We start from the raw sequence: 22568 nt of genomic DNA, 5'->3' as shown, positions 1-22568 counted from the left end.
GGTGACGAATCATCACCCCTGGGGTCGGTGGCCCCGTGCGACTACCGCCGGGTCACGGCGCTCCGCTGCGGTCGAGGTCCAGGCAGAGCGCCCAGACGTCGGAGAAGGTGTGCGGCGAGGGCGAACCGCCGACGTGGATGTCGGCCGTCCAGTACGCGGGCGTCGCGGTGCGGTCGCCGACCGGGGTGCCGTCGGCGTCGCTGGGGTAGCTCCCGGTGAGGTGGGTGCCCTGGGAGCCCGCCTTGGTGAAGCCCGCCGTCGTCACCTGCCCGCCGCTGGCCGCGGCGCCACCGCTGACCAGCACCTCGTGCCGGTGCCCGCCGTCGGGTTCGGCGCAGCCGACGGTCGCCGTCTGGTGGGTGCCCGCGGTCTCGGGACCGCTGATTCGCGGTAGCGGACGGTGGTGCCGATGTTCCGGACGTTGACGCCCTCGCCGCTGCAGATCGCGTACGCGTAGGTGGTGTTGCCGGCGTCCCGTCCGCCGCCGATCCCGCCGACGGCGGTCCACGAGTCGGGGTTGGTCTCGCCGTCGGCGGCCGCCTTCCGGCCGTGGTCGTGGGCGGCGTCGTCGAAGCTCGGGAAGGACGCGACCGGCTTGAGCGTGCCGACGGTGCCCGGCGCGAGCAGGGCCCCGCCACCGAGCAGCACCGTGTTGGCCGGGCAGGTCGCGGTCACGATGCCCACCGTGGTGGCGGAGGTCGGCGTGTTGGCCTTGTTCATCACCACCTGGGTGTGGGCGATCAGGCTGCTGGTGAAGCACATGGCGTACGGGGTCGTGGAGAACGAGGAGTTGACCTGCCCGCCGCTCGCGCACTTCGCGATCCAGTAGGTCACGTCGGTGCCGACCGCCCCGGTCGACCCGGTGTACTCGGTCGACTCACTGCCCATCACGTGATTGCCGTTCACCCCCGCGCCGCTGCCGATGGCCTGGTTGATCCCGCCACCGGAGACCAGCCCGCCGGTGCAGTGCGCACTCGTGGACACCGAGGAGTTCGCGCTTCCCGGCCCGGGCGTCGCCCCGGGCGTCCGCACCGTGACACCCACGGTGTTGGCGTACGCCGTTCCCGACGCCGCCACGACCACCAGCGCGGCGCCCACCGCCAGCGCCTTTCCTGCGACCACGGGCCGCAGAGCCTTGAATGCCACCGCATCCGTCCTTCCGAGAGATCGACGCGGGCAGCCACGAGTACCGACCGAAGCCGGCCGGAACCGTGAGCCCGGGAACGGGCCCGATTGAAGCAGCGGACCGACACCCCTCGCGCCTGGTGCCGCACACAGATCTGCGGACCGTTCCCTGGGTGATCGACCAGGCCCCGGGCCGCTGGCGCCCGGCCACCTCGAGACACGTCAACGGTCATTGCATCGGTGGTGACCAGTTGATCCACTGGGCACACGCACTGCCACATCGCTCGAAAACCACCAACATCCCACCCTGTTCACCCCATTGACGCACAGTCAGGCCCCCTCTACAGTCACGCTCCGACTCAATCCACCAACACCGATCAACCTCGCACGCGGCGACCGGCCTCCCACCCCCGATGGCCGCAGCCCCGGCGAGGGGGCCGGGACCACCGAAGGGACGACGGTTCATGTTCACGTACCGGCAAAGGCGGGCTCCCCGCCGCGGAGCCGCGGCCGGAGCGGCCCTGGCGATGCTCGCGAGCCTGGTCGGCATCGGCCTGGCGGCGCCTGCGCAGGCCGCCACCGCCGCGACCTCCACCGCGATCACCGTCGACGGCACCAAGCCCGGCCTGACCTTCGACGGTGTCGGGGCGATCTCCGGCGGCGGCGGCAACTCCCGGCTGCTGATCGACTATCCCGAGCCGCAGCGCAGCCAGTTGCTGGACTACCTGTTCAAGCCCGGCTACGGCGCCGCGCTCCAGGTCCTGAAGATCGAGATCGGCGGCGACACCAACTCCACCGACGGCGCCGAGGCCAGCCACGAGCACACCAAGGGCGCCGTCGACTGCAACCAGGGCTACGAGTGGTGGCTGGCCGAGCAGGCCAAGGCCCGCAATCCCAACATCAAGCTCTCCGCGCTGGCCTGGGGCGCGCCGGGCTGGATCGGCGGCGGGAACTTCTGGTCCACCGACATGATCGACTACCTCAACTCGTGGCTGGGCTGCGCGGCGCAGCACAACCTGACCATCGACTACCTCGGCGGCTGGAACGAGCGCGGCTACGACAAGACCTGGTACGAGAACCTGCGGGCCGCGCTGAACGCCAACGGCCACGCCGCCGTCAAGGTGGTCGCCGCGGACAGCGACTGGGCCGTCGCCGACGCGATGGTGAGCGACCCGGCGTTCCGCAACGCGGTCGACGTCGTCGGGGTGCACTACCCGTGCGGCTACCTCAGCAGCGAGACCACGTGCAACAGCACGGCGAACGCGCAGAGCCTCGGCAAGCCGCTGTGGGCCAGCGAGAACGGCTCGCAGGACGCCGACGCCGGAGCGCCCGCGACCGCCCGCGGGATCAACCGCGGCTACCTCGACGGCAGGATGACCTCGTACATCAACTGGCCGGTCATCGCCGCCCTGTACCCCAACCTCTTCTTCTCGACCGACGGGATGTCGGTCGCGAACCAGCCGTGGTCGGGCAACTACAGCATCGGGAAGACCACCTGGGTCACCGCGCACACCACCCAGTTCACCCAGCCCGGCTGGCACTACGTCGACAGCGCGAGCGGATACCTCGGCGGCGCCCGCGCCAACGGCAGCTACGTGACCCTCAAGTCGACGAACAACTCCGACTACAGCACGGTCATCGAGACGATGGACGCCACGGCCGCGCAGACCGCGACCCTCACCGTCACGGGCGGCCTGTCCACCGGCCAGGTGCACGTCTGGGCCACGAACGTGAAGTCCGCCAACTCCGCGGACCACTTCGCGCACATCCAGGACCTCATGCCGACCGGCGGTGCCTACACCCTGACGCTCCAGCCCGGCTACGTCTACACCGTCACCACCACCACCGGGCAGGGCAAGGGCAGCGCGACGCCGCCCGCCCCGGCCGCACTGGCGCTGCCCTACGCGGACACCTTCGAGACGCCGGCCGCCAGCACCTCCCCGAAGTACTTCGCCGACATGAACGGTGCCTTCCAGACCCTGCCCTGCGGCGGCGGCCGCACCGGTACCTGCCTGCAGCAGATGGCCGCCACGAAGCCGATCCGCTGGACCGACGAGTCCTTCAACACGCCGTACACGATGATGGGTGACGGCTCGTGGGACAACTACACGGCCTCCGTCGACACCCTGCTCAAGCAGCCGGGAAGCATCGAGGTCCTGGGCCGCGTCAACCAGCAGGGCCGCAACGACAACGGCCTGAACGCCTACCACCTGCGCGTCTCCGACACCGGTGCCTGGTCCATCCTCAAGAGCGACACCTCGTGGACCTTCACCACCCTGGCCAGCGGGACGACCACGGCGCTCGGCACGAACCGCTGGCACACCGTCGCCCTGACGATGCAGGACTCGACCCTCTCCGCCGCGGTCGACGGGGTGACGCTGGGCAGCGCCACGGACTCCTCGTATCCGCGGGGCCAGGCCGGTCTGGGCGTCGTCGGATTCCAGACCGACCAGTTCGACAACTTCTCCCTCAAGCCCGGCACCCCCTCGGCCCACACCGGTCCGGTCACCTCCGGCGTGGCCGGCAAGTGCGCGGACGACAACGGCAACGGCAGTGCGAACGGGACCAAGGTCCAGCTCTGGGACTGCAACGGCGGCGCCGCCCAGACCTGGACCGTCGTCGGCAACACCCTGCGGATCAACGGCAAGTGCATGGACGTCACCAACCAGGCCACCGCCAACGGCGCCCTGGTCGAGCTCTGGGACTGCAACGGCGGCACCAACCAGCAGTGGACCCCGCAGTCCGACGGCTCGCTGAAGAGCAGTCAGTCCGGCCGCTGCCTCGACGACCCCGGAGCCAGCACCACCAACGGAACCCAGCTGGTCATCTGGGACTGCAACGGCGGCGCCAACCAGAAGTGGACCCTTCCGTAAGGCGGTAGAGGTTCACTCCTGGCCGGGGCGGACCGGTCTGAATCGGGGTCAGCTGGGCAGCGCCCACACCTGGTTCGGCTGGTTCGCCTCGGAGTTGGCGCAGGTGTCGACGATGATCGGGGTGAGGTCCGCGGTCTGGGACGCGTAGTCGTCGAGGCAGTAGCCGAGGGAGTCGTTCTTCAGGAAGCCGTTGCGCTGGTAGGTCCAGCGCTCGGTGGCCCGGCCGTCGCAGGGGTTGAGCTTGGCCCAGTAGCCGACGTACCGGCTGTCGCCGGTCTGGTGGACCGCGTCCAGGCACCTGCCCAGGGTCTGTACGGTGCCGTCGCCGGGCAGCGTCCAGCGCTGGTTCGCGCCGGCGGTGCAGTGGAAGAGGATGATCGGGTTGCCCGCGCCGGTGCCCGAGCCGGAGTCGTCGAGGCACTTGCCGGCGGTGCCGGAGTAGCCGGTGCCGGCGCTGCCGGTGATCTGTCCGGTGGGCTGGGTGCCGGTGCAGCCGGAGACCGGGTGGATCCGGAGGATCGCGGTCGCGTGCGCCGCGACGGTGGTGCTGATCGTGCCGGTGCTGGTGCTGGTCGATCCCGCCCACAGGTCCTTGACCGACGCCGTGCATCCGCTTCCGAGGAATCCGGCGGCGGCCAGCGTGGTGGAGGCGGTGGTCGCGGTCGTGCCGCGGTTGAGCAGTGCGACCGCGCGGTCCCCGCCGGCCAGCGGCTTGGCCAGGATGTCGATCGTGCCGTTCTGGCCGACCATGCCGGCCTGCTTGCCGAGGCCGTCCTGGTCGATCGCGATGACGTCGCTGTTCTTCAGGGTGGCCAGCGAGGCGCCGGACAGTGCGGTGACGTCCACGCTCATGATCAGGGGGGCGGACATCATCGACCAGAGCGCCATCTGGGTGCGCGATTCGTCATCGGTCAGCCCGTGGTCGCCGGTGATCAGGAAGTCGGGGTCGTTCCAGCTGCCCGGTCCGGAGTAGCGCGACAGCGGCCAGTTGTAGCCGTACTGGGTCATGATCCCGCTGCCGTTGCCGGACCTGTCCCAGGCCGAGCCGGCCAGGTTGTGCATGATCACGTCGTTGCCCTCGCGCCACAGCTGTCCGGTCCGGCTGGCGGCGTCGATCACCGCGTACCAGTCGCTCAGGTGCGTGGCGCCGATGTAGGAGTACGCCGGCGAGGACTCGGAGAACACCATGTCCCGCTTGGCGGCGTTGTTCTTCATCGCCGCGCCGAAGGCGGTGTAGGCGTTGATGTACCCGGTGGCGCTGTTCGACGCCGCCGGCATGTTGCAGCCGTCCATCTTGACGTAGTCCACGCCCCAGGAGGCGAACAGGTCGGCGTCGGCCTGGAAGTGGTTCCAGCTGCCGGGGAAGCCGCCGCAGGTCGAGCTGCCGATGTCCTCGTAGATGCCGAACTTCATTCCCTGGTTGTGTAGTTGGGTGCCGATGTAGGCCATGCCGTGCGGGAACCTGGCGCTGTCGGCGACCAGGTTGCCGCTGCCGTCGCGGGAGGGGGACATCCAGCAGTCGTCGACGGTGACGGTGGTGTAGCCCCGGTCCCGCAGGCCCGAGTTCACCAGCGCGCTCGCCTGGGCCAGGATCAGCGCCTCGGTCGGGCCGACGTCGCCGGTGTTCGGGTTGTCGGTGCCGCAGCCGAACCGGGCCCAGTTGTTGAATCCCATCGGCGGCGTGACCGCCAGGGAGTTCCCGTTCGGACTGGTCGCGGTCGGGGATGCGTGCGCGGCCGGCGCAAGCAACGAGGCGGACAGGGCGAGCAGCGCGGTTGCCGGCCCGGCGAGCGGCCGAAGGCGTCCGGGGCGGGGTGAGCTTCGCATGAGCCACTACTCCTCGATGGCGGGGGCCTGTTGGCGGGCACCAAGTTCAGCGAAGGCTAGCCGAGCCGTCAATAGATGATTGATAATCAGTACAAACGAGCATGTTCACGCATGGCTGTTGCAGATCGACGCACCCTCCATCACTCCATCCAGAGCTGGCGCGCCGCAGATTCGTCCGATGACTACACCTTGCCACGGGTCGACACACCCTCGTAACCTCGGGAGCCATCCGCCTCGACGCTCCTAATCATCGGAGCAAAGTGCCTCGGAGCTCAGCCACATGACGACTGGTCAGCCAGCGAGAGCGCGCACCGAAGCTCACCGGCTCCGACCATCGACGACGAGTCCCTGCGGGGCACCACCGCGTGGCGGCAGCCCACTCCCCCACCCGTCTGAACGGACCTCCTGATGACCAGTCACCACCCGTCGACCGACCAGCCGAGCCGTCGCGGGGTGCTGCGCGCGGCCGTCGGCCTCGGCGCCGCGCTCGCGCTCACCTCCCTTCCGACCTTCACGGCGCAGGCGGACGTGGTCCGGCCTCCCGCGCCCACCCTGGTGCCGGACGCCCAGGCCCTGACCCTCTGGTACGGCTCCCCCGCCACCGAGGCGGCCGTCATGAAGCAGGGCCTCCCGGTGGGCAACGGCCGTCTCGGCGCGATGACCACCGGCGACCCCTCGCACGACGCCCTCGTCCTCGCCGATGCCACCCTGTGGACCGGCGGGCCGAACGCCTCGCTCGGCTCGGACGGCCAATTCCCGTACGGCAGCGGGGACTTCGGCACCTTCGGGATGCTGGCCAAGGCCTACCTGAACATCCCGGCCCACACCGCCGGCGCGATCACCGGCTACCAGCGCCGGCTCGACCTGAGCAACGGCGTGGTGGTCACCAGCTACCAGCTGGGCGGGGTCACCTACCGCCGCGAGGTCTTCGTCAGCCACCCCGACGACCTGCTGGTGATCCGCCTCAGCCAGAGCGGCGGCGGCACCTTCACCGGCAACCTCACCCTCGCCGGCACCCGCGGCGAGAGCGTCACCGCCGACGCGGCCTCCGGCACCGCCTCCTTCTCCGCCGCGCTGCCCAACGGCCTCAGGTACGCCGCCACCGCCAAGGCCGCCTCGGGCACCGGCACGGTCGGCGTGTCCGGCGCGAGCGTCACCTTCACGGGCTGCCAGGAGGTGGTGCTGCTGGTCAGCGGCGGCACCAACTACTCCACCGACTCCGCCACCGGGTACCAGGACGCCTCGCTCGACCCGCTGACCGTCGCGCGCGGCAAGGCCGCGGCCGCCGCCCCGGTCGCCGGCATCTCACTGCTCGCCACCCACGTCGCGGACTACCAGTCGCTCCAGCAGACGATGACCGTCGACCTCGGCGCCTCCACCGCCGCCCAGCGTGCGATGGACACCGCGTCCCGCCTCACCGCCCGCGCCGCCGCGGGCTCCGCACCCGACCCCGAACTGGAGGCCTCCTACCTCCAGTTCGGCCGCTACCTGACGATCACCGGCTCGCGGAGCAGCCTGCCCACCAACCTCCAGGGCCTGTGGATCGACACCAACAGCCCGAACTGGATGAGCGACTACCACACCGACATCAACGTCCAGATGAACTACTGGCTGCCCGACCGGGCCGGCCTGCCCGGCAGCTTCGACGCCTTCGCCGACTACTGCCTCGCCCAGTACCCGGGCTGGCAGGCGACCACGCAGGCGCTGTTCAACGACCCGCGCAACGGCTTCCGCAACACCTCGGGGAAGATCGCCGGGTGGACGGTGGCCATCTCCACCAACATCTGGGGCGGCTCCGGCTGGTGGTGGCATCCGGCCGGCAACGCCTGGATCAGCAACTCCCTGTACGAGCACTACGAGTTCACCCTCGACCCGGCGTACCTGGCGCGGATCTACCCCCTGCTCAAGGGCGCCTGCCAGTTCTGGGAGGCCCGGCTCGTCACCACCACGGTGACCGACCCGGTCACCGGGGCCAGCTCCCAGGTGCTGGTCGACGACCACGACTGGTCGCCCGAGCAGGGCCCGACCAACGCGCTGGGCATCACCTACGCGCAGGAACTGGTCTGGCAGCTCTTCCGGAACTACCGCGCCGCGGCCGCCGCGCTCGGCCGGGACGCGGCCTACGCCGCCACCGTCGCCGACCTCCAGTCCCGCCTCTACCTGCCGCGGGTCAGCGCGACCACCGGCTGGGTGGAGGAGTGGATGACCGACGCCAACCTCGGCGAGACCACGCACCGTCACCTCTCGCCGCTGATCGGCCTCTTCCCCGGCGACCGGATCGACCCGGCCACCAGCCCCGCCGCGCTCGTCACCGGAGCGACCAACCTGCTGACCGCCCGCGGCATGGAGAGCTACGGCTGGGCCTGCGCCTGGCGGGCGCTGTGCTGGGCGCGGCTGAAGAACGCCGACAAGGCGTACCAGCTGGTGCTCACCGTGCTGAAGCCCGTGGTGAACGGCAACAACGGCAGCAGCATCAACATGTTCGACCAGTACGGCGGCAGCGTCTTCCAGATCGACGCCAACTTCGGCACCCCCACCGCCATGATCGAGATGCTGGTCCACTCCCGGCCCGGCCTGGTGGAGCTGCTGCCCGCGATGCCCTCCGCCTGGGCCGCGTCCGGCCGCATCACGGGCGTCGGCGTGCGCGGCGGCTTCACCGTCGACCTCGCGTGGAGCGCCGGCAAGGTCACCACGCTGACCCTGCACAGCGTCCGCGGCGGCGCCACCACCGTGAAGGCCGGCGCCTGGAGCCAGGCCGTCACCGTCCCGGCCGGCGGCTCGGTGACCCTCGCCCCCGCCGACGTGTTCCAACTGGTCAACCGCCGCAGCGGCAAGGTGATCGACGTGCCGGGCTCGTCGACCGCCACCGGCACGGCCCTGATCCAGTACGCGAACCACGCCTCGGACAACCAGCGCTGGCGGCTCACCCCGGTCACCACGGGCGGCTTCGAACTCACCAACGTCCACTCGGCGTTGGACATGGACGTCAACGGCGGCTCGACCGCCGACGGCGCCTCGGTCATCCAGTGGACCCCGACCCACGGCACCAATCAGCAGTGGACCCTCACCGACGCGGGCGGCGGCTACGTCAAGGTGGTCAGCGTCCGCAGCGGCAAGGTGCTCGGCGTCGCGGGCGACTCCACCGCCGACAGCGCGGGCATCCAGCAGCAGACCGACACGGGCAGCACCAGCCAGCACTGGCAGCTACTGCCGGCCTGACGTCGATCCCGGATCTGACGATCCGTCAGAAATGGTTGTTCACAAGGACGTTACCGACTCGACGGGTACCCGAAAGGGGGCGGCCACTGCTAGGATCCCACCTCAAGTGGTCTAGACCGATTTCCACATTGGTCTAGACCAACACAGGTAATGGTCCAGACCAATGCGCGGGTCCGGACCGCTCCGCCGCCCCTCCGCCCGGTCACGCCGGGGTCCCAGCGTCGCCGTGCTCCGGCACGGCGCCCCGGCGTGCCGGGCGTTGCGGCGGCACCCCGGTCCTGCATCGTCACGTATCGGACGTCCGGCGGCTCTGCGGAGCCTCTGCGCTGCCGTGACGGGCAGCCGCGTACATGGTCCACTTCCCCTCGAGAAGGGTTCCATCCATGAAGCTCCCCTGGCACCGGCTCGGACTGCTCGCAGTCCTGAGCCTGGCCTCGGCGACGATCGCCGGCCTCACCGCACCACCGCCGGCCCGGGCCGCGACCTCGGCCCCGCAGACGATTCCGGCGCTGCAGCAGTGGACGGCCGGCAGCACGCCGTACTCGTTCGGCACCGCGACGCGGATCGTGGTGGACAGCGCCTACGCCTCGCAACTGGCAACCGACTCGGCGCTCTTCGCCGACGACATCCAGCAGCTGACCGGGGTGAGCGTGCCGAAGGTGACGGCCGCCGCCGGCTCGGTCGGGCCCGGCGACATCCTGCTCACGCTCGGCGCGAGCGACCCCGGGCTGGGGACCGAGGGCTACACCCTGAGCGTCGGCTCCTCGATCACCGTCCAGGCGAAGGCCGATGCTGGGGTGTTCTACGGAACGCGCACCCTCCTGCAACTGCTCAAGCAGAGCCCGGTGATACCGGGCGGCTCCGCCCGCGACTGGTCGGCCAAGGTGGAACGCGGGCTGATGGTCGACGTCGGGCGCAAGTACTACTCGGTGGGCTGGTTGCAGGACCAGGTCAAGGAGATGGCGTACCTCAAGCTCAACTACCTGCACCTGCACCTGTCCGACAACCTCGGCTACCGCTTGGAGAGCAGCACCCACCCGGAGATCGTCTCCGCCCAGCACTACACCAAGCAGGAGATCAGCGATCTGATCGCCTTCGCGGCGAAGTACCACGTGACGATCGTGCCCGAGCTGGACATGCCGGGGCACATGGACACCATCCTGGCCGCGCACCCCGAGCTGAAGCTCAGGGCCGCCGACGGGTCCACGCCGGACGCCGGTGACATCGACCTGTCCAACCCGGCGTCGTACACGCTGATGAAGGACCTGATCACCGAGTACCTGCCGCTCTTCCCCGCCGCCTACTGGCACCTCGGCGCGGACGAGTACGGCGTGAACTACGGCCAGTACCCGCAGCTGCTCGCGTACGCGCGGCAGCAGTACGGGGCGGGCGCCACCGCGAAGGACGTGTTCTACGGTTTCGTGCGCTGGGCGGACGGCCTGGTGCGCGGCGCGGGCAAGACGATGCGCATGTGGAACGACGGCATCAAGTCCGGCGACGGCACGATCCCGGTCGCCCCGGACATCATCGTGGACTACTGGTACAACTACGGCCTGACGCCGCAGCAGCTCGTCACCGCCGGCCACCTGGTGAACAACGGCAGCTGGACGCCCACCTACTACGTCCTGGGCGGTTCGAAGCCCGACACGACGTACATGTACGAGCAGTGGAACCCCGGCATCTTCCAGGGCGGCACCACCATCACCGACCAGACCAGGAACCTCGGGTCCATCCTCCACGTGTGGTGCGACAACCCGAACGCCGAGACCGAGCGCCAGGTCGCGGGCGGCATCGCGAACCCGCTCCGCGCACTGGCGCAGCAGACCTGGGGCTCGCCCAAACTGGTATCCACGTATGGCGAGTTCCAGCAGGTGATCACCGCCGTCGGCCACATCCCCGGCTGGCAGGTCGACGTGGCCGCCGGCGATCTGGCCCTCAACCGGCCGGCCACCGCCTCGTCCGCCGAAACCGCGGGGCTGACCGCCTCGAACGCCACCGACGGCAGCTACGGCAGCCGCTGGTCCAGCCTGTACTCCGACCCGCAGTGGATCCAGGTCGACCTCGGCTCCGTCCGGACCGTCGGCGAGGTCAAGCTCACCTGGGAGGCCGCCTACGCCAAGGCGTACCAGATCCAGGTGTCCGATGACGGCACGACCTGGACCTCGATCTACTCCACCACCACCGGCACCGGCGGCGTCAACGACCTGACCGGACTCAGCGGTTCGGGCCGCTACATCCGCATGCTCGGCACCCAGCGCGGCACCAGCTGGGGCTACTCGCTCTGGGAGTTCGAGGTCTACGGAGCCTCGGCGAACCTGGCCGCGGGGAAGACCGCGCTCGCCTCGAGCACCGAGTCCGGTCTCAGCCGACTGGCGCCGTCCTTCGCGGTCGACGGCGACCCGGCGACGCGGTGGGCGAGCGACTACTCGGACCCGCAGTGGATCCAGGTCGACCTCGGTGCCGTCCACACGGTCAACGAGGTCAAGCTGACCTGGGAGGCCGCCTACGCCAAGGCGTACCAGATCCAGGTGTCCGATGACGGCACGACCTGGACCTCGATCTACTCCACCACCACCGGCACCGGCGGCGTCAACGACCTGACCGGGCTCAACGGTTCGGGCCGCTACATCCGCATGCTCGGCACCCAGCGCGGCACCGCGTACGGCTACTCCCTCTGGGAGTTCGCGGTCTACGGCGTCTAGACCCACCCGACCAGGCCCCGGTGGCACCAGGTTGACCTCCCAAGTCCCCCTGGACCACCGGGGCTTCGCCATATGACTCCTCCGATGTAGTCAATCCTGAAGAGGGCGCTGCGACGTGCCAGAACGCTTGACACGGCATCAGAGGTGGTCAAAATTCAGCAAACATCGGCTGTAGGGGCTGCCCGGCGGGCCTCCGCCCCGGCCTGGGTACCGATACGGCGCTTCCACACGTCCCGACTCCGACGTCTCCGGAAGGACGCTGCCACCGGACCACGGAAACCCGATCGGGCCGGCCGGCCCGTGCGGCTCGTCCGGGAAGCCCCGTCCCGGCATCCGGCCGAAACGGCCGATCCCGCTATCAGGAGATGACGCCCGTGGCAGTCGAACACTCACTCACGCGCAGAGCACTGCGCCGCATCGGCTCGGCCGGAACGGTCCTGGCCGCCGCGGTGGCGCTGTCCGCGGTCCCCTCCGCCGGGGCGGCACCGACCGTCACGCTCTACGCCTCGCCGTCCGGAACCGGCACGAACTGCTCGGTGTCGTCGCCGTGTTCCCTGGCCGAAGCGCAGGGCGCGGTCAGGACCCAGCTCGCGGCGAACAGCGGCGCGGACGTCAGCGCGCTGCTGGCCGACGGCACGTACCGGCTGTCGAGCACCTGGTCGTTCGGCGCCGGGGACTCCGGTGCCGCGGGCCATCCCGTGGTCTGGCAGGCCGCGCCCGGTGCGCACCCGGTGATCTCGGGGGCCTCCCGGGTCACCGGCTGGACGCAGGTCGGATCGAGCGGCGTCTGGTCCGCTCCGGTGCCGGCCGGCAGTACCAGCAGGCAGGTCTACGTAGACGGCCAGGAGGCGCCGGTCGCCCAGGCGACCCCGGCGAGCCTCGGCTTCTCCGGTTGGACGGGCTCGTCGTCGGGCTACACCGTCTCCGCCAACCAGGCCGCCATGGCCTGTTAGGCGGTGGTGTCGCCGATCGGGAGCACCTGCCAGTCGCCGGTGGGACGGTAGGCGATGGTCGCGATCGTCCCGCAGCCCGCGGCCGGTCCGCTGGTGCAGCCCTGGAACTGGCCGCCGACCATGGTCTTCTGGGCGAGGCGTTCGTTTCCGCCGTTGCCGGCGGTCAGTGAGCTCATCGCGGGCAGGTAGCGGACCGCGACGACCGGGGACGCGTGGCCGGCGCCGAGGTCGATGCCCACGGAGGCGGCGCCCGTCGGGTCGGGGGCGATGGTGACCGAGGTCGTCGGGTCGCCGTCGAAGGCGGGCGACCGCCGTGGCGGAGCCTTCCCGCACTCCGCCGGCCAACGCCTGCGCGCGGGCCCGCAGCCCGCGAACACCCTCGTGGTCGGGCATGCGCTGTGCGTCAGTGTCGGTCAGGAGACGGCCGTGTGGAGGATGTCGGCGAGCTCGGCGGGCGCCGACAGCATCGGCCAGTGCCCGGTGGACAGGTCGAAACGCCGCCACGGCGCGTGGTTGAGGAAGGCCAGCATCGGCACCCCGCTGTCCAGCAGGCCCTGGAAGTCGTGGCAGGCGACCAGGACACGGTCCACACCGGGGCCGGGCTCGGCCGGGCCGGCCAGCCGCTGGGTGTAGGTGCCGAACGGCTGAGGGGTGGCACCAGCGCTCAGCACGTCCTGCTGTCCCACATCCAGTCCGTCGAGGCTGCTGGACACACCCAGGACCTCGAACGGCGGCATCGGGAGCCGCCAGCCGTCGCCGTGAGCCGCGACCTGCCGGCTCAGCTGGTCCGCTACCTCCGGCGGCATGAGGTCGAGCATGCGCATTCCCGCGGCGAACGGGGCGCTGTCCACGTAGACCACGCGCTCCAGCCGGTCGCCGAGTCGTCCGGCCGCCCCGGTGACGGGGGCAGCCGCATAGCTGTGCGCCACCAAGGTGACCTCGCGCAGCTCGTTCTTCTCGACGAAGTCGGTGATGTCTGCGATGTGCGCGTCCAGATCTGTCTGGGGCCCGCCCTCCCCGGCGCGCTCGGCCAAGCCGGTCAGCGTCAGTGGCAGCGCCGTGTGGCCGTGCTCCCGCAGCGCGTCGGCGGTGTCTTGCCAGGCCCACGCGCCGAGCCAGGCGCCGGGAACGAGTACGAAGGTGGCCATCTGATCTCCCTGGAGTAGGTGCTGCAGAGGAGCGTAGAGTCGATACAGGACAGAATCAGCCCTGAAATGTCGAGTGATCCATGTCGCATCCCCTGACCCGCGTCCTGACCCTGCTGGAACTGCTCCAGTCGAACGCCGGGTTCACCGGGACGGAGCTGGCCGACCGGCTGGACACCGACGTCCGCACGGTCCGCCGGTACGTCGCCCACCTGCGCGATCTCGGCATCCCCGTAGAGGCCCAGCGCGGCCGCCATGGCGGTTACCGACTGGCCCGCGGCTACCGGATGCCGCCCCTGGTGCTCACCAATGACGAGGCCCTCGCGGTCGTCCTCGGACTCCTTGCGGCCGACCGGCTCGGGATGGGTACGACGGTGCTGGCCGGCGCGGGCGCCCGGGCCAAGATCGAGCGCGTGCTTCCGCAGGCCCTGCGGGAGCCGCTCGCCGCCATGCGAGAGACCCTGTCCTTCACCGCCAACGCCGTGAGCGCGCAGGCACCCGGGAGCGGTGTCCTGCTGGACCTGGCCCAGGCCTCGCGTGCCAGGACGACCGTTGGGATCGCCTACCTGTCCCGGCGGCAGGACCGGACCGAGCGCGACATCGACCCCTACGGCGTGGTCTTCCATACCGGCCGCTGGTACCTCGTCGGCCACGACCGCCTCCGCGACGACCTGCGGACCTTCCGCATCGATCGCATCGCCTCCGTCACCCCCCGCCCGCAGACCTTCGCCACCCCTGACGGCTTCGACCCGGTCGCCCACCTCACTGCGAACCTCGCCCAGGGGCCTTACCCCTGGCAGGTCGAGGTGACGATCCACGGCCCTCTCGACGAGATCGCCCGGAGGCTGCCTCGCGCGGCCGTCACGCTCACCGCCCAACCCACCGGCGTGCTGATGCAGGCACGGGCGGAACGCCTCGACGGCATGGCACACCTGCTCGCCTCGCTCGAGTGGCCCTTCACCATCCACAGCCCCGACGAACTCCGCCAAGCCCTCAAGGACCTGGCGGGCCAACTCGCTGCCGCCGCCGAACGACGGCCGGAAGCCCTGCCGTGGTAAATCCACGACTTACTGCCGCCCGCGCGGACGAGATGGCCGGACACCGTGAACCGCGAGCTGTCGGTGGTGCGCAAGGCGATCGGATGGTGGCTGCGGCAGGGCTGGATCACCACCGACCCGACCTTCGGCATCGAGCGCCGTCCCTCCCCGCCGGACAAGACCAAGGCAATCTGCCTCGCCCGGGTCACCGCCGTCCGGCGCCCGGAAGACGTGAGCTTGCGAGACAAGACGCTCTGGCGCCCGCCGCCGGTTTTCCGTTCCTACCGAGACCCCGATCTGCGGCAGCCCGGGGGTCACCTGGGGCCCTGCCGAGCCGCGTCGAGCAGCAGCCGGGCGGGGGTGCATGCGGGCCCGGGAGATCACGGTGTCGAACCACCTGGCCGTCCCGGCGCTTCCGGGTAGCTGCCTGCGGTGTGATCGTGTGCGGGGCGAAGGCGTCGAGGACGTGTTCCAGCTCGTCGACCGGCGCCGTGTCAAACGACTGGCGAAGATCACCACGTAGGACAAGGTCTCAACTGGCTAGGCGAACCCTGGTCGGGTCCGGTCGGGGTCGGCCGGCGACCTGGGCTTGGTCGGGGCGGGAGCCGGTTGCCGAACCCAAATGGTCTTGCCGCGGTCGTGGTAGCGGGTCCCCCACAGGTCGGCGAGCTGCGCGATCATGTAAAGCCCACGGCCACCCTCGTCGGTGTCCGCCGCGTGCCGCACGTGCGGTGAGGTGCTGCTGTGATCGACCACCTCGCAGGTCAGACCGTGGTCGAGGATCATCCGCAGCTGGATGGGCGGCTTGCCGTACCGCAGTGCGTTGGTGACCAGCTCGCTCACGATCAACTCGGTCTCGAATCCAAGCTCTGCCAGGTCCCATGCCTTCAGTTGCTCGGTCACCAGCGTGCGGGCACGGCCGACCTCCGTGGGATCGTCCTCCAGATCCCAGCTGACGTGGTGCTCCGAGCCGAGCTTGTGCGGCTGCACAGCCATCACGGCGGCGTCGGAGAGCCGATCGGGCAACGCAAGCCGGCCGATCAGGCGGGTGCTCAGCACCGACAGGTCGACGTGCGGCCCAGCCGGCAGGGTCAGCGAGCCCAACGCAGCCAGCAGCGCCGCCGGCCGGCCGTCGCTGTCCGCGCCGAGGCCCTTGGTGCTGAGGATCAGCACGTCCCCCTCGCTCCAGGGCATGGTGGTGTTCTGGTACGGCGTGCCCTGGACCCCGAGCGGCGGGCCGATCGGCATGTCGAGGACCCTCAGGCCCTGGTCGGCGCTGCGGATCACGGGCAACGGATGGCCGGCGCTGGCCAGCGACAGCTCGCTCTTGATCGGGTCGAAGGCTGCGAACAGGCAGGTGGTCCCGATCGGGCCGGTTCCGACGGCGAAGTCCGCCGTGACGCGCTTCACATGTGCGTCCAAACGGGCGAGCACTTCGTCGGGACTCAGGTCCATGGCGGCGAGGACCCGGGTCGCCGTCCGGAACCGGGCCATGTAGACCGCGGCATGCAGCTCCTCCCCCACCGCGTCGCCGACCACCAGACCCGTCCGGGCGCTGGAGAGTCGGATGACGTCGTACCAGGCGCCGCCGAGCCCGCTCGGGCCGCGTGGCGGCAGGTACCGGTAGGCCACGTCGACGGTGTCCATGTCGGACAGCGGCCTCGACAGCAGTCGGCGCCGGAGGTCCTGGGACCGGACCCGCTCCCGCCCGAAGCGGCGGGCGTTGTCGATGGCGATGCCGGCACGCTGCACGATCTCCACGGCGGTGGCCACGTCATCATTGTCGAAGGCGCGTGCCTCGCTGCCCGGTTCGGTGAACCGGGCGAAGACGGCGACACCGAACGGCACGCCCCGCACGGACAGCGGCACGGCCAGCCATGAGTGCACGTGGTCACGTGCCGCAGCGGCGGCCCGCGCGTTGCCGCCGTCGACGGCGGCCGAGTACCACCCCTCGCCGGTCAGCAGCAGCGGCTGCCCGCTGGCGAGCGACCGCAGCTCGGGCCCGCCGGGTGCGGATGCGAACGGGTCCGCCTCCCCGACGTCCGCCACCGTCCGGGCCGGCCACCAGTCGGCGGTGGTGGCGGTCGCCGCCCTCAGCAGCGGGCGCTCCGAGGCGATGGCGCCGGCCTCCGGCTCGACGGTTCCGAAGGCGTGCTCGAAGAGGTCGAGATGGGCGTAGTCGCACAACTCCGTGACCACGAAGTCGGCCAGCCCCTGCGCGATGTGCTGAACGTCGGGCCGGCCGCCGATCCGCAGGCCGACCTCGTTCACCAACCGCAGCCGTTCCCTGGCCTGTTCCTCCCGGGAGGTGTCGACCAGGATATGTACCAGGCCGATCGGCTCGCCGGTGCCGCTGCGCAGCGGGATGACCGTCTCGGACCAGACCAGGCGGCGACGGCTCGGCGACGACGAGGTTCCCTCCACCCGGACGCGCACCAGCGGTTCGCCGGTGTCGAGGACGGCGCGCTGCCGCTCCTCGAACGCGTCCAGGTCCAGCAGTCCGGGCGGCGCCACGTCCCGCAGCGTTCGGCCCTTGATCTCGGTGAAGCCGCCCGCCCGCCGACCGGCCCGGTTCAGGGCGAGGAAGCGCCGGTCCGCGTCGAACACGCCAATGGCGACGGGGGAGTCAGTGAACAGCCCCTTCAGGAGGGCACGGTCCAACTGGGCCCGCCGGACGGCGTCGCCACGGTCGGCCTGGATCAGCCGGCTCGCCCCGGCGCTGGCGCCGCTGAGCGGGGTGGCCCAGAGCGCGGCCTCGATCGTCCTGCCGTCGCGGTGACGCAGCCAGGTGATGCCGAGGTAGCCGGACCGGTCGGCATCGAAGCGGGCGGTGTCCGCGCAGTCACCGAGGAGGTCGGTCACCGCCGTGCCCAGGACCTGGTCGGCCGAGTACCCGAGCAGGTGTTCCGCGCCGGGGCTCCAGTGCAGCAGCCGGCCGGCGGGGTCGACCACCGCGTAGGCGTCACCCTGCGGTTGCGGGTCGCGGTGCGAGCTCAGAGGGGCGCCAGGAGTGCCACTGCTCACCGTGGTCCACCTCGCTCAAGGCAGTCGGTTACGTCCTGGTCCGGCCGATCGGCAGACCGCAACACTGGACCTCTCGCCGCTAGCGCCAGCATAGGCCGAGCGGCGACCGGCCTGCCGTACGAGCCGAGCACTCCCTGGTGAGCGGGCCCGGCCCGTCCTGGCCGGCCCTGACCACATCGCCAACACCCCGGACCGCACCGGTATCCCGGACGTGCCGTCATCTCTCATGTCCATGCTCTGATCGAGGGATGGGACGGTGGGGGCTCCTTCGACGGTCGGACGAGACGTAGACCAGTGCGAGCTGTTCCCACGATTCGATCACGGCGACGACCCGACGCGGCGGCACTGGCGACCACCGGCGACCACTGGCAACCACTGGCACTGCGGGACGACCATGGGAGTACACGCCGGGAGTACCCGCGTCGGCCGCTTCGGTCAGCCGGAGGGAGTGAGCCAGATGGCCGTCATCTCCACCATGGTTCCGCTGGGCACGCCCGCACCCGACTTCTCACTGCAGACGACCGACGGCCGAACCGTGGCACGGGACGACTTCGCCGCGGCACCGGCCCTGCTGGTGGCCTTCCTGTGCAACCACTGCCCGTACGTCAGGCATGTCGAGCAGGCCTTCGGCCGCCTGGTCGGCGAGTTCCCGGACCTGGCCGTCGTCGGGATCTGCACCAACAGCCCGGCCATCGCGCCCACCGACGACGCCGACGGGCTGCGCAGCCAGCTGGCGCGTACGGGCTGGACCTTCCCGTACCTCCTCGACGTCGACCAGTCCGTCGGCCGGGCGTACCGTGCAGCCTGCACACCGGACTTCTTCCTGTACGACGCCCGCCGGGAGCTGGCCTACCGCGGCGCCATGGACAAGTCCACACCCGGCAACCAGGAACCGGTCACCGGCGAACTCCTGCGCCACGCCATCCGCCTGGTCCTCGCCGGCAAGCCCGTCCCGGAACCCCACCGGGCAAGCATGGGCTGCTCCATCAAGTGGCTGTGACGGGTATCAACTGGCTCACTGCTCCACGGCCGTCTGAGCAGGGCGGAAACTCATGAAGACGTCGGCGTCGGAACCGTACTTCTCGGCGTGGGCGGAGATGAGGGCTCCGCGCAAGGGGGCTTCGCTGTCCTCCAGGAGGGCGAGGTGGAAGACGGGCGCGGCACCGCCGTCGAGGAGCGCGCGAACGGGACGGCCGCCCCGTCGGGCGAGCTCGACGAGGAGGCGGTGGTCGCTGACGTAGATGCCGCCGTCGGTCTGGACGTATTCCAGCCACATGGGTTCGCCGACGGCGCCGGAGTCGTCCAGGAGCTGGACCTGCTTCTTGAGCAGGTCGTTGATGGACCGTCCGCTGCTCCACAGCTCCGCGAAGCGCTCGGAGACGAAGGAGCCGAGCGGAGTGGTGACACGGACCTCCAGCTGCTGGGCGTCACCGGAGCGGCGGTCGACCGGGAAGAAGCTCACCATCATCCGCTGGCCGCAGCGGTAGAGCTGGATGGACGGCGCGGCATCGTAGACGCGGACCTGGAGTTGGGCGCGGCGCTCGGGTGCGAGCCGGGTCTCGATCCGGCGCAGGTCGCGGACGGTGCGGAGGATTTCGAGCCGGACATCGGCGCTGAGCTCGTGGGAGCGCTGCTGGGCGGCGAGGGAATCCGGGTCGAGCAACATGATCTGCAGGATCGCGCCCCGGCCGATCGCGGAGGCGGCGGCGTCGGCGAACCGCTGGGCAGTGTCGCCCGAGATCATGGTCGAGGTGGTGTCGAGGATGCAGACGATGTCGCTGGTCTGGGCGACCTTGTCGCAGAAGGAGCCGAAGTCCAGCCGGAGGTGCTCGCGGACCCGATCCTCCTCCAGCCTGGTCACCACCGGCTGGATGACCAGCAGGGTGGTGATGGTGGTGAGGAGTTCGGGGGCCATGTTGAGGGCCAGGCTCTCGCCGAAGTCCGGCAAGCCGCGCGCGAACCAGAGGCACAGGCCCGCCGTCAGGCCGAGCGCCGCGCAGATCAGCAGCACGCCTCGCTGCACTCGCCAGTTCCCGAACACACGAGCGTATTACCCGTCGTACGGGTCGTCATGCGCCTGACGACCCGTCGGCGCCCGCCGGGAAGCCGCGGAGGCCGACGAGGTGTCAGGCATCCCGCTGCACATCCCCCGTCGATCCCGCCGTTCCGAACGTGCGACGGGCCCCCTGGACACACCCGTTCGCTGTGGCTGGTGTGCGGGCGGACAGCCCGGGTGGTCAACTCGGCCTGTTGGAGTTCGATCGATGTCAAGGGAGTGCAGCATGGCGATCGTGGCGGTCTTCGAGGTGCCGGGGATGACCCAGGCTCAGTACGACAAGAGCGCGGAGATGGTCGCGGGCCGTCCGGGACCGGTGACGAGCCCGGCGGACTGGCCGGTGGCGGGGCTCATCTCGCACACCGCCGCGCCCACGGCGGACGGCTGGCTCGTCGTGGACGTCTGGGAGTCGGAGGAGGCGTTCCGGGAGTTCGGCAAGGCCATCGTTCCGATTCTGACCGAACTGGGGGTTCAGAACCCGCAGCCGAAGGTCTACCCGGTCCACGCCCTCGTGACCCGATAGCCCGCCGAATCCGCGCCCGGCTCGTGGCCGCGACCACCCCGGCGGGCCCGCCGGCCGCCGACCCTTCCCTCGGCTTCCGGCGGGCACCGATGTTCCGGACGCGCCCGGTCGCCTCGTACGCCTCGTACGCCTCGTACGCCTCGTTCGCCTCGTTCGCTTGGAGATCCTCCGGCCGAGCCGGAGGCGACTCGCGGCGTGGTCTCCGTCGAGAGCGTCAGTGCCGCAGCCTTCTCCGTTGATAGCGTCACCTCGTGGCAGACCAACAGCACGACAGACGCGATGGCTTGACTTGGCGTCAGGCGCTTGCCGGACTCGGTGGGGGCGCCGCCGTGTGGCTGCTGCGCGGCACCGTCGGGCCGGACAGTGCGCGGGCGGTCGGCACCGCGCCCGCCGGCCTCCCGGCCGGGCTGGTGCCCTATCAGAGGGTGTACGAGAACTGGGCCGGTGAGGTCCGAACCGACCCGCTCTGGGTCTGCGCCCCGACCGATCCGCACCAGGTCGCCGACCTCGCCGACTGGGCCCGTGCCGCAGGCTGGCGGTTGCGTCCGCAGGGGTACCGGCACGGCTGGGCGCCGCTCACCGTCGCCCCCGGTACCCCTGCCACGGCCCAGGTGCTGCTGGTCGACACCACCCGGAGCCTCACCGCCATCACCCTGACGGGGAGTTCAGCGGCCGGGGCTCCGACCGTTCGGGTGCAGACCGGCGCCTCGATGGAGGACCTGCTCGCCCGGCTGGCCGATCACGGCCTCGGCGTCACCGCCTGCCCCGCACCCGGCGACCTCACCGTCGGCGGCGTCCTCGCCATCGGCGGCCACGGCACCGCCGTGCCGGCCACCGGCGAGACCGCGCCCGTCGGTCACGGCTACGGCTCGCTCAGCAATCACGTCGTCTCGCTCACCGCCGTGGTCTGGGACGACGCCCAAGTCCGGTACGTGCTGAAGGAGTTCGACCGGAGCCAGGCCGACAGTGCCGCCTTCCTGGTCCAGCTGGGCCGAGCCTTCCTCACCGAGGTGGTGCTGCGGGTCGGCGCCGACCCGAACCTGCGCTGCGTCAGCCGCGTCGACGTCCCGGCCGCCGAACTCTTCGCCGCACCGGGGACGTCCGGCAGCCGCACCTTCGCCGACTTCGTCGCCAGGGACGGCCGCGCCGAGGCGATCTGGTACGCCTTCACCACGCACCCCTGGCTCAAGACCTGGCAGGTCGCCCCCACCCGCCCGTTCGCCGCCCGCACCGTCACGGAGCCGTACAACTACCCCTTCTCCGACAACATCCCCGAGCCGGTGGCCGAACTCGCCGGCCAACTGGTCGAAGGAGCCTGGTGGCTGGCCCCGACCTTCGGCCAACTCCAGTTCCTGATCACCAAGATCGGCCTCACCGGCGACCTGACCGACGTCCTGCTCTCCACCGGCCTGCTGCGCAGCCTGCTCACCGGCGAGCTGCTCACCCACCTGCTCGCGGACGGCCTGCACTCCGACCTCTGGGGCCCCTCGCGGGCCCTGCTCCAGTACGTCCGGCCGACCACCCTGCGGGTCACCGCCAGCGGGTACGCGGTGCTTGCCCGACGGGCCGATCTCCAGTGGGTGGTCAGCGAGTTCACCACCGGCTACCAAGGTCTGCTGACGGAGTACCAGCAGCGCGGCGAGTACCCGGTGAACGGGGCCGTCGAGATCAGGGTCACCGGCCTGGACGACCCGGCCGTCTCCGGCGTGCCCGGCGCCCGACCGCCACTGCTGTCCGCCCTGCGGCCCCGCCCGGACAAGCCCGAGTGGGACACCGCCGTCTGGGTGGACATCCTCAGCCTGCCCGGCACCCCCGGCCTCCACCGGTTCTGCCGGGATCTCGAACAGTTCCTGCTGCGAACCTTCGACGGCACCCGGGCCGGCCTGCGGGTCGAGTGGTCCAAGGGCTGGGCCTACACGCAGGACGCCGCCTGGGCCGACCCGGACGTGCTCGGCCGCGTCATCCCAGACAGCCTCCGCGCAGGCGGCGGCCCGGGCTGGGACGAGGCGATCGCCGTCCTGGACCGCCACGACCCGCACCGGGTGTTCGGCAACGCCTTCCTGGACGGACTGCTCCGCTCCTAG

General features: G+C 70.8%; 16 protein-coding genes. 9 read left to right on the top strand and 7 right to left on the bottom strand.

Annotated features, from left to right (window positions below; translation table 11 throughout):
• Window positions 1-52: 52 nt before the first annotated feature.
• The gene (locus AB0K51_RS20375) at window positions 53-265 is read right to left on the bottom strand and encodes a hypothetical protein (RefSeq protein ID WP_363457202.1); all 213 of its coding nucleotides are present in this window, start codon (window positions 263-265) and stop codon (window positions 53-55) included.
• Window positions 262-1146, bottom strand: coding sequence for a hypothetical protein (locus tag AB0K51_RS20370; RefSeq protein ID WP_363457199.1), 885 nt, complete (start codon window positions 1144-1146; stop codon window positions 262-264). The genes AB0K51_RS20375 and AB0K51_RS20370 overlap by 4 nt, the downstream gene beginning before the upstream one ends.
• Window positions 1147-1652: 506 nt before the next feature.
• Here AB0K51_RS20370 and AB0K51_RS20365 point away from each other — a divergent pair.
• Window positions 1653-3998: a ricin-type beta-trefoil lectin domain protein gene (locus AB0K51_RS20365; protein ID WP_363457197.1), complete on the top strand. Its 2346-nt coding sequence runs from the start codon at window positions 1653-1655 to the stop codon at window positions 3996-3998.
• 48 nt (window positions 3999-4046) lie between these two features.
• Here AB0K51_RS20365 and AB0K51_RS20360 read toward each other — a convergent pair whose 3' ends face one another.
• Window positions 4047-5825 carry a ricin-type beta-trefoil lectin domain protein gene (locus AB0K51_RS20360; RefSeq protein WP_363457194.1) on the bottom strand — a complete coding sequence of 593 codons (1779 nt, stop codon included), beginning with the start codon at window positions 5823-5825 and terminating at the stop codon, window positions 4047-4049.
• Window positions 5826-6233: 408 nt separating this feature from the next.
• Between AB0K51_RS20360 and AB0K51_RS20355 the strand changes: the two genes are divergently transcribed.
• The 3 genes from AB0K51_RS20355 to AB0K51_RS20345 all read left to right on the top strand — a co-directional run bounded on the left by AB0K51_RS20355 (window position 6234) and on the right by AB0K51_RS20345 (window position 12699).
• The gene (locus tag AB0K51_RS20355; RefSeq protein ID WP_363457191.1) at window positions 6234-9044 is read left to right on the top strand and encodes a glycoside hydrolase N-terminal domain-containing protein; all 2811 of its coding nucleotides are present in this window, start codon (window positions 6234-6236) and stop codon (window positions 9042-9044) included.
• 383 nt (window positions 9045-9427) lie between these two features.
• Window positions 9428-11746 (top strand): discoidin domain-containing protein, encoded by a 2319-nt coding sequence (locus tag AB0K51_RS20350; protein WP_363457188.1) that lies wholly within the window; start codon window positions 9428-9430, stop codon window positions 11744-11746.
• A gap of 374 nt (window positions 11747-12120) precedes the next feature.
• The gene (locus AB0K51_RS20345) at window positions 12121-12699 is read left to right on the top strand and encodes a hypothetical protein (protein ID WP_363457185.1); all 579 of its coding nucleotides are present in this window, start codon (window positions 12121-12123) and stop codon (window positions 12697-12699) included.
• On the opposite strand, the gene AB0K51_RS20340 is transcribed toward AB0K51_RS20345, so the two are convergent.
• Together AB0K51_RS20340 and AB0K51_RS20335 are read right to left on the bottom strand one after the other, a co-directional pair.
• Window positions 12696-12938 (bottom strand): hypothetical protein, encoded by a 243-nt coding sequence (locus AB0K51_RS20340; protein WP_363457182.1) that lies wholly within the window; start codon window positions 12936-12938, stop codon window positions 12696-12698. The two genes, AB0K51_RS20345 and AB0K51_RS20340, sit on opposite strands and share 4 nt — an antisense overlap.
• Before the next feature lie 174 nt (window positions 12939-13112).
• Window positions 13113-13847, bottom strand: coding sequence for an alpha/beta fold hydrolase (locus AB0K51_RS20335; protein ID WP_363457179.1), 735 nt, complete (start codon window positions 13845-13847; stop codon window positions 13113-13115).
• Between the two features lie 80 nt (window positions 13848-13927).
• Between AB0K51_RS20335 and AB0K51_RS20330 the strand changes: the two genes are divergently transcribed.
• Window positions 13928-14902, top strand: coding sequence for a YafY family protein (locus tag AB0K51_RS20330; RefSeq protein WP_363457176.1), 975 nt, complete (start codon window positions 13928-13930; stop codon window positions 14900-14902).
• 45 nt (window positions 14903-14947) lie between these two features.
• Window positions 14948-15304 (top strand): hypothetical protein, encoded by a 357-nt coding sequence (locus tag AB0K51_RS20325; protein WP_363457173.1) that lies wholly within the window; start codon window positions 14948-14950, stop codon window positions 15302-15304.
• A 117-nt stretch (window positions 15305-15421) separates the two neighbouring features.
• On the opposite strand, the gene AB0K51_RS20320 is transcribed toward AB0K51_RS20325, so the two are convergent.
• Window positions 15422-17905 carry a SpoIIE family protein phosphatase gene (locus AB0K51_RS20320; protein WP_363457170.1) on the bottom strand — a complete coding sequence of 828 codons (2484 nt, stop codon included), beginning with the start codon at window positions 17903-17905 and terminating at the stop codon, window positions 15422-15424.
• A 457-nt stretch (window positions 17906-18362) separates the two neighbouring features.
• On the opposite strand from AB0K51_RS20320, the gene AB0K51_RS20315 reads away from it, so the two are divergent.
• Entirely contained in the window at window positions 18363-18905 is a 543-nt protein-coding gene (locus tag AB0K51_RS20315) for a thioredoxin family protein (RefSeq protein ID WP_363457167.1), read from the top strand.
• 15 nt (window positions 18906-18920) lie between these two features.
• On the opposite strand, the gene AB0K51_RS20310 is transcribed toward AB0K51_RS20315, so the two are convergent.
• Window positions 18921-19928, bottom strand: coding sequence for a hypothetical protein (locus tag AB0K51_RS20310; RefSeq protein ID WP_363457164.1), 1008 nt, complete (start codon window positions 19926-19928; stop codon window positions 18921-18923).
• A gap of 259 nt (window positions 19929-20187) precedes the next feature.
• On the opposite strand from AB0K51_RS20310, the gene AB0K51_RS20305 reads away from it, so the two are divergent.
• Window positions 20188-20484 (top strand): hypothetical protein, encoded by a 297-nt coding sequence (locus AB0K51_RS20305; protein ID WP_363457161.1) that lies wholly within the window; start codon window positions 20188-20190, stop codon window positions 20482-20484.
• A 284-nt stretch (window positions 20485-20768) separates the two neighbouring features.
• A complete protein-coding gene (locus AB0K51_RS20300; RefSeq protein ID WP_363457158.1) occupies window positions 20769-22568 on the top strand; it encodes a cholesterol oxidase substrate-binding domain-containing protein in 1800 nt (599 codons plus the stop codon).

This window comes from Kitasatospora sp. NPDC049285, from assembly GCF_040678815.1.
In the GTDB taxonomy this organism is placed as follows: Bacteria; Actinomycetota; Actinomycetes; order Streptomycetales; family Streptomycetaceae; genus Kitasatospora.
Note: the sequence above shows the minus strand (reverse complement) of the source record. Positions and strands in the feature narration are given on the sequence as shown.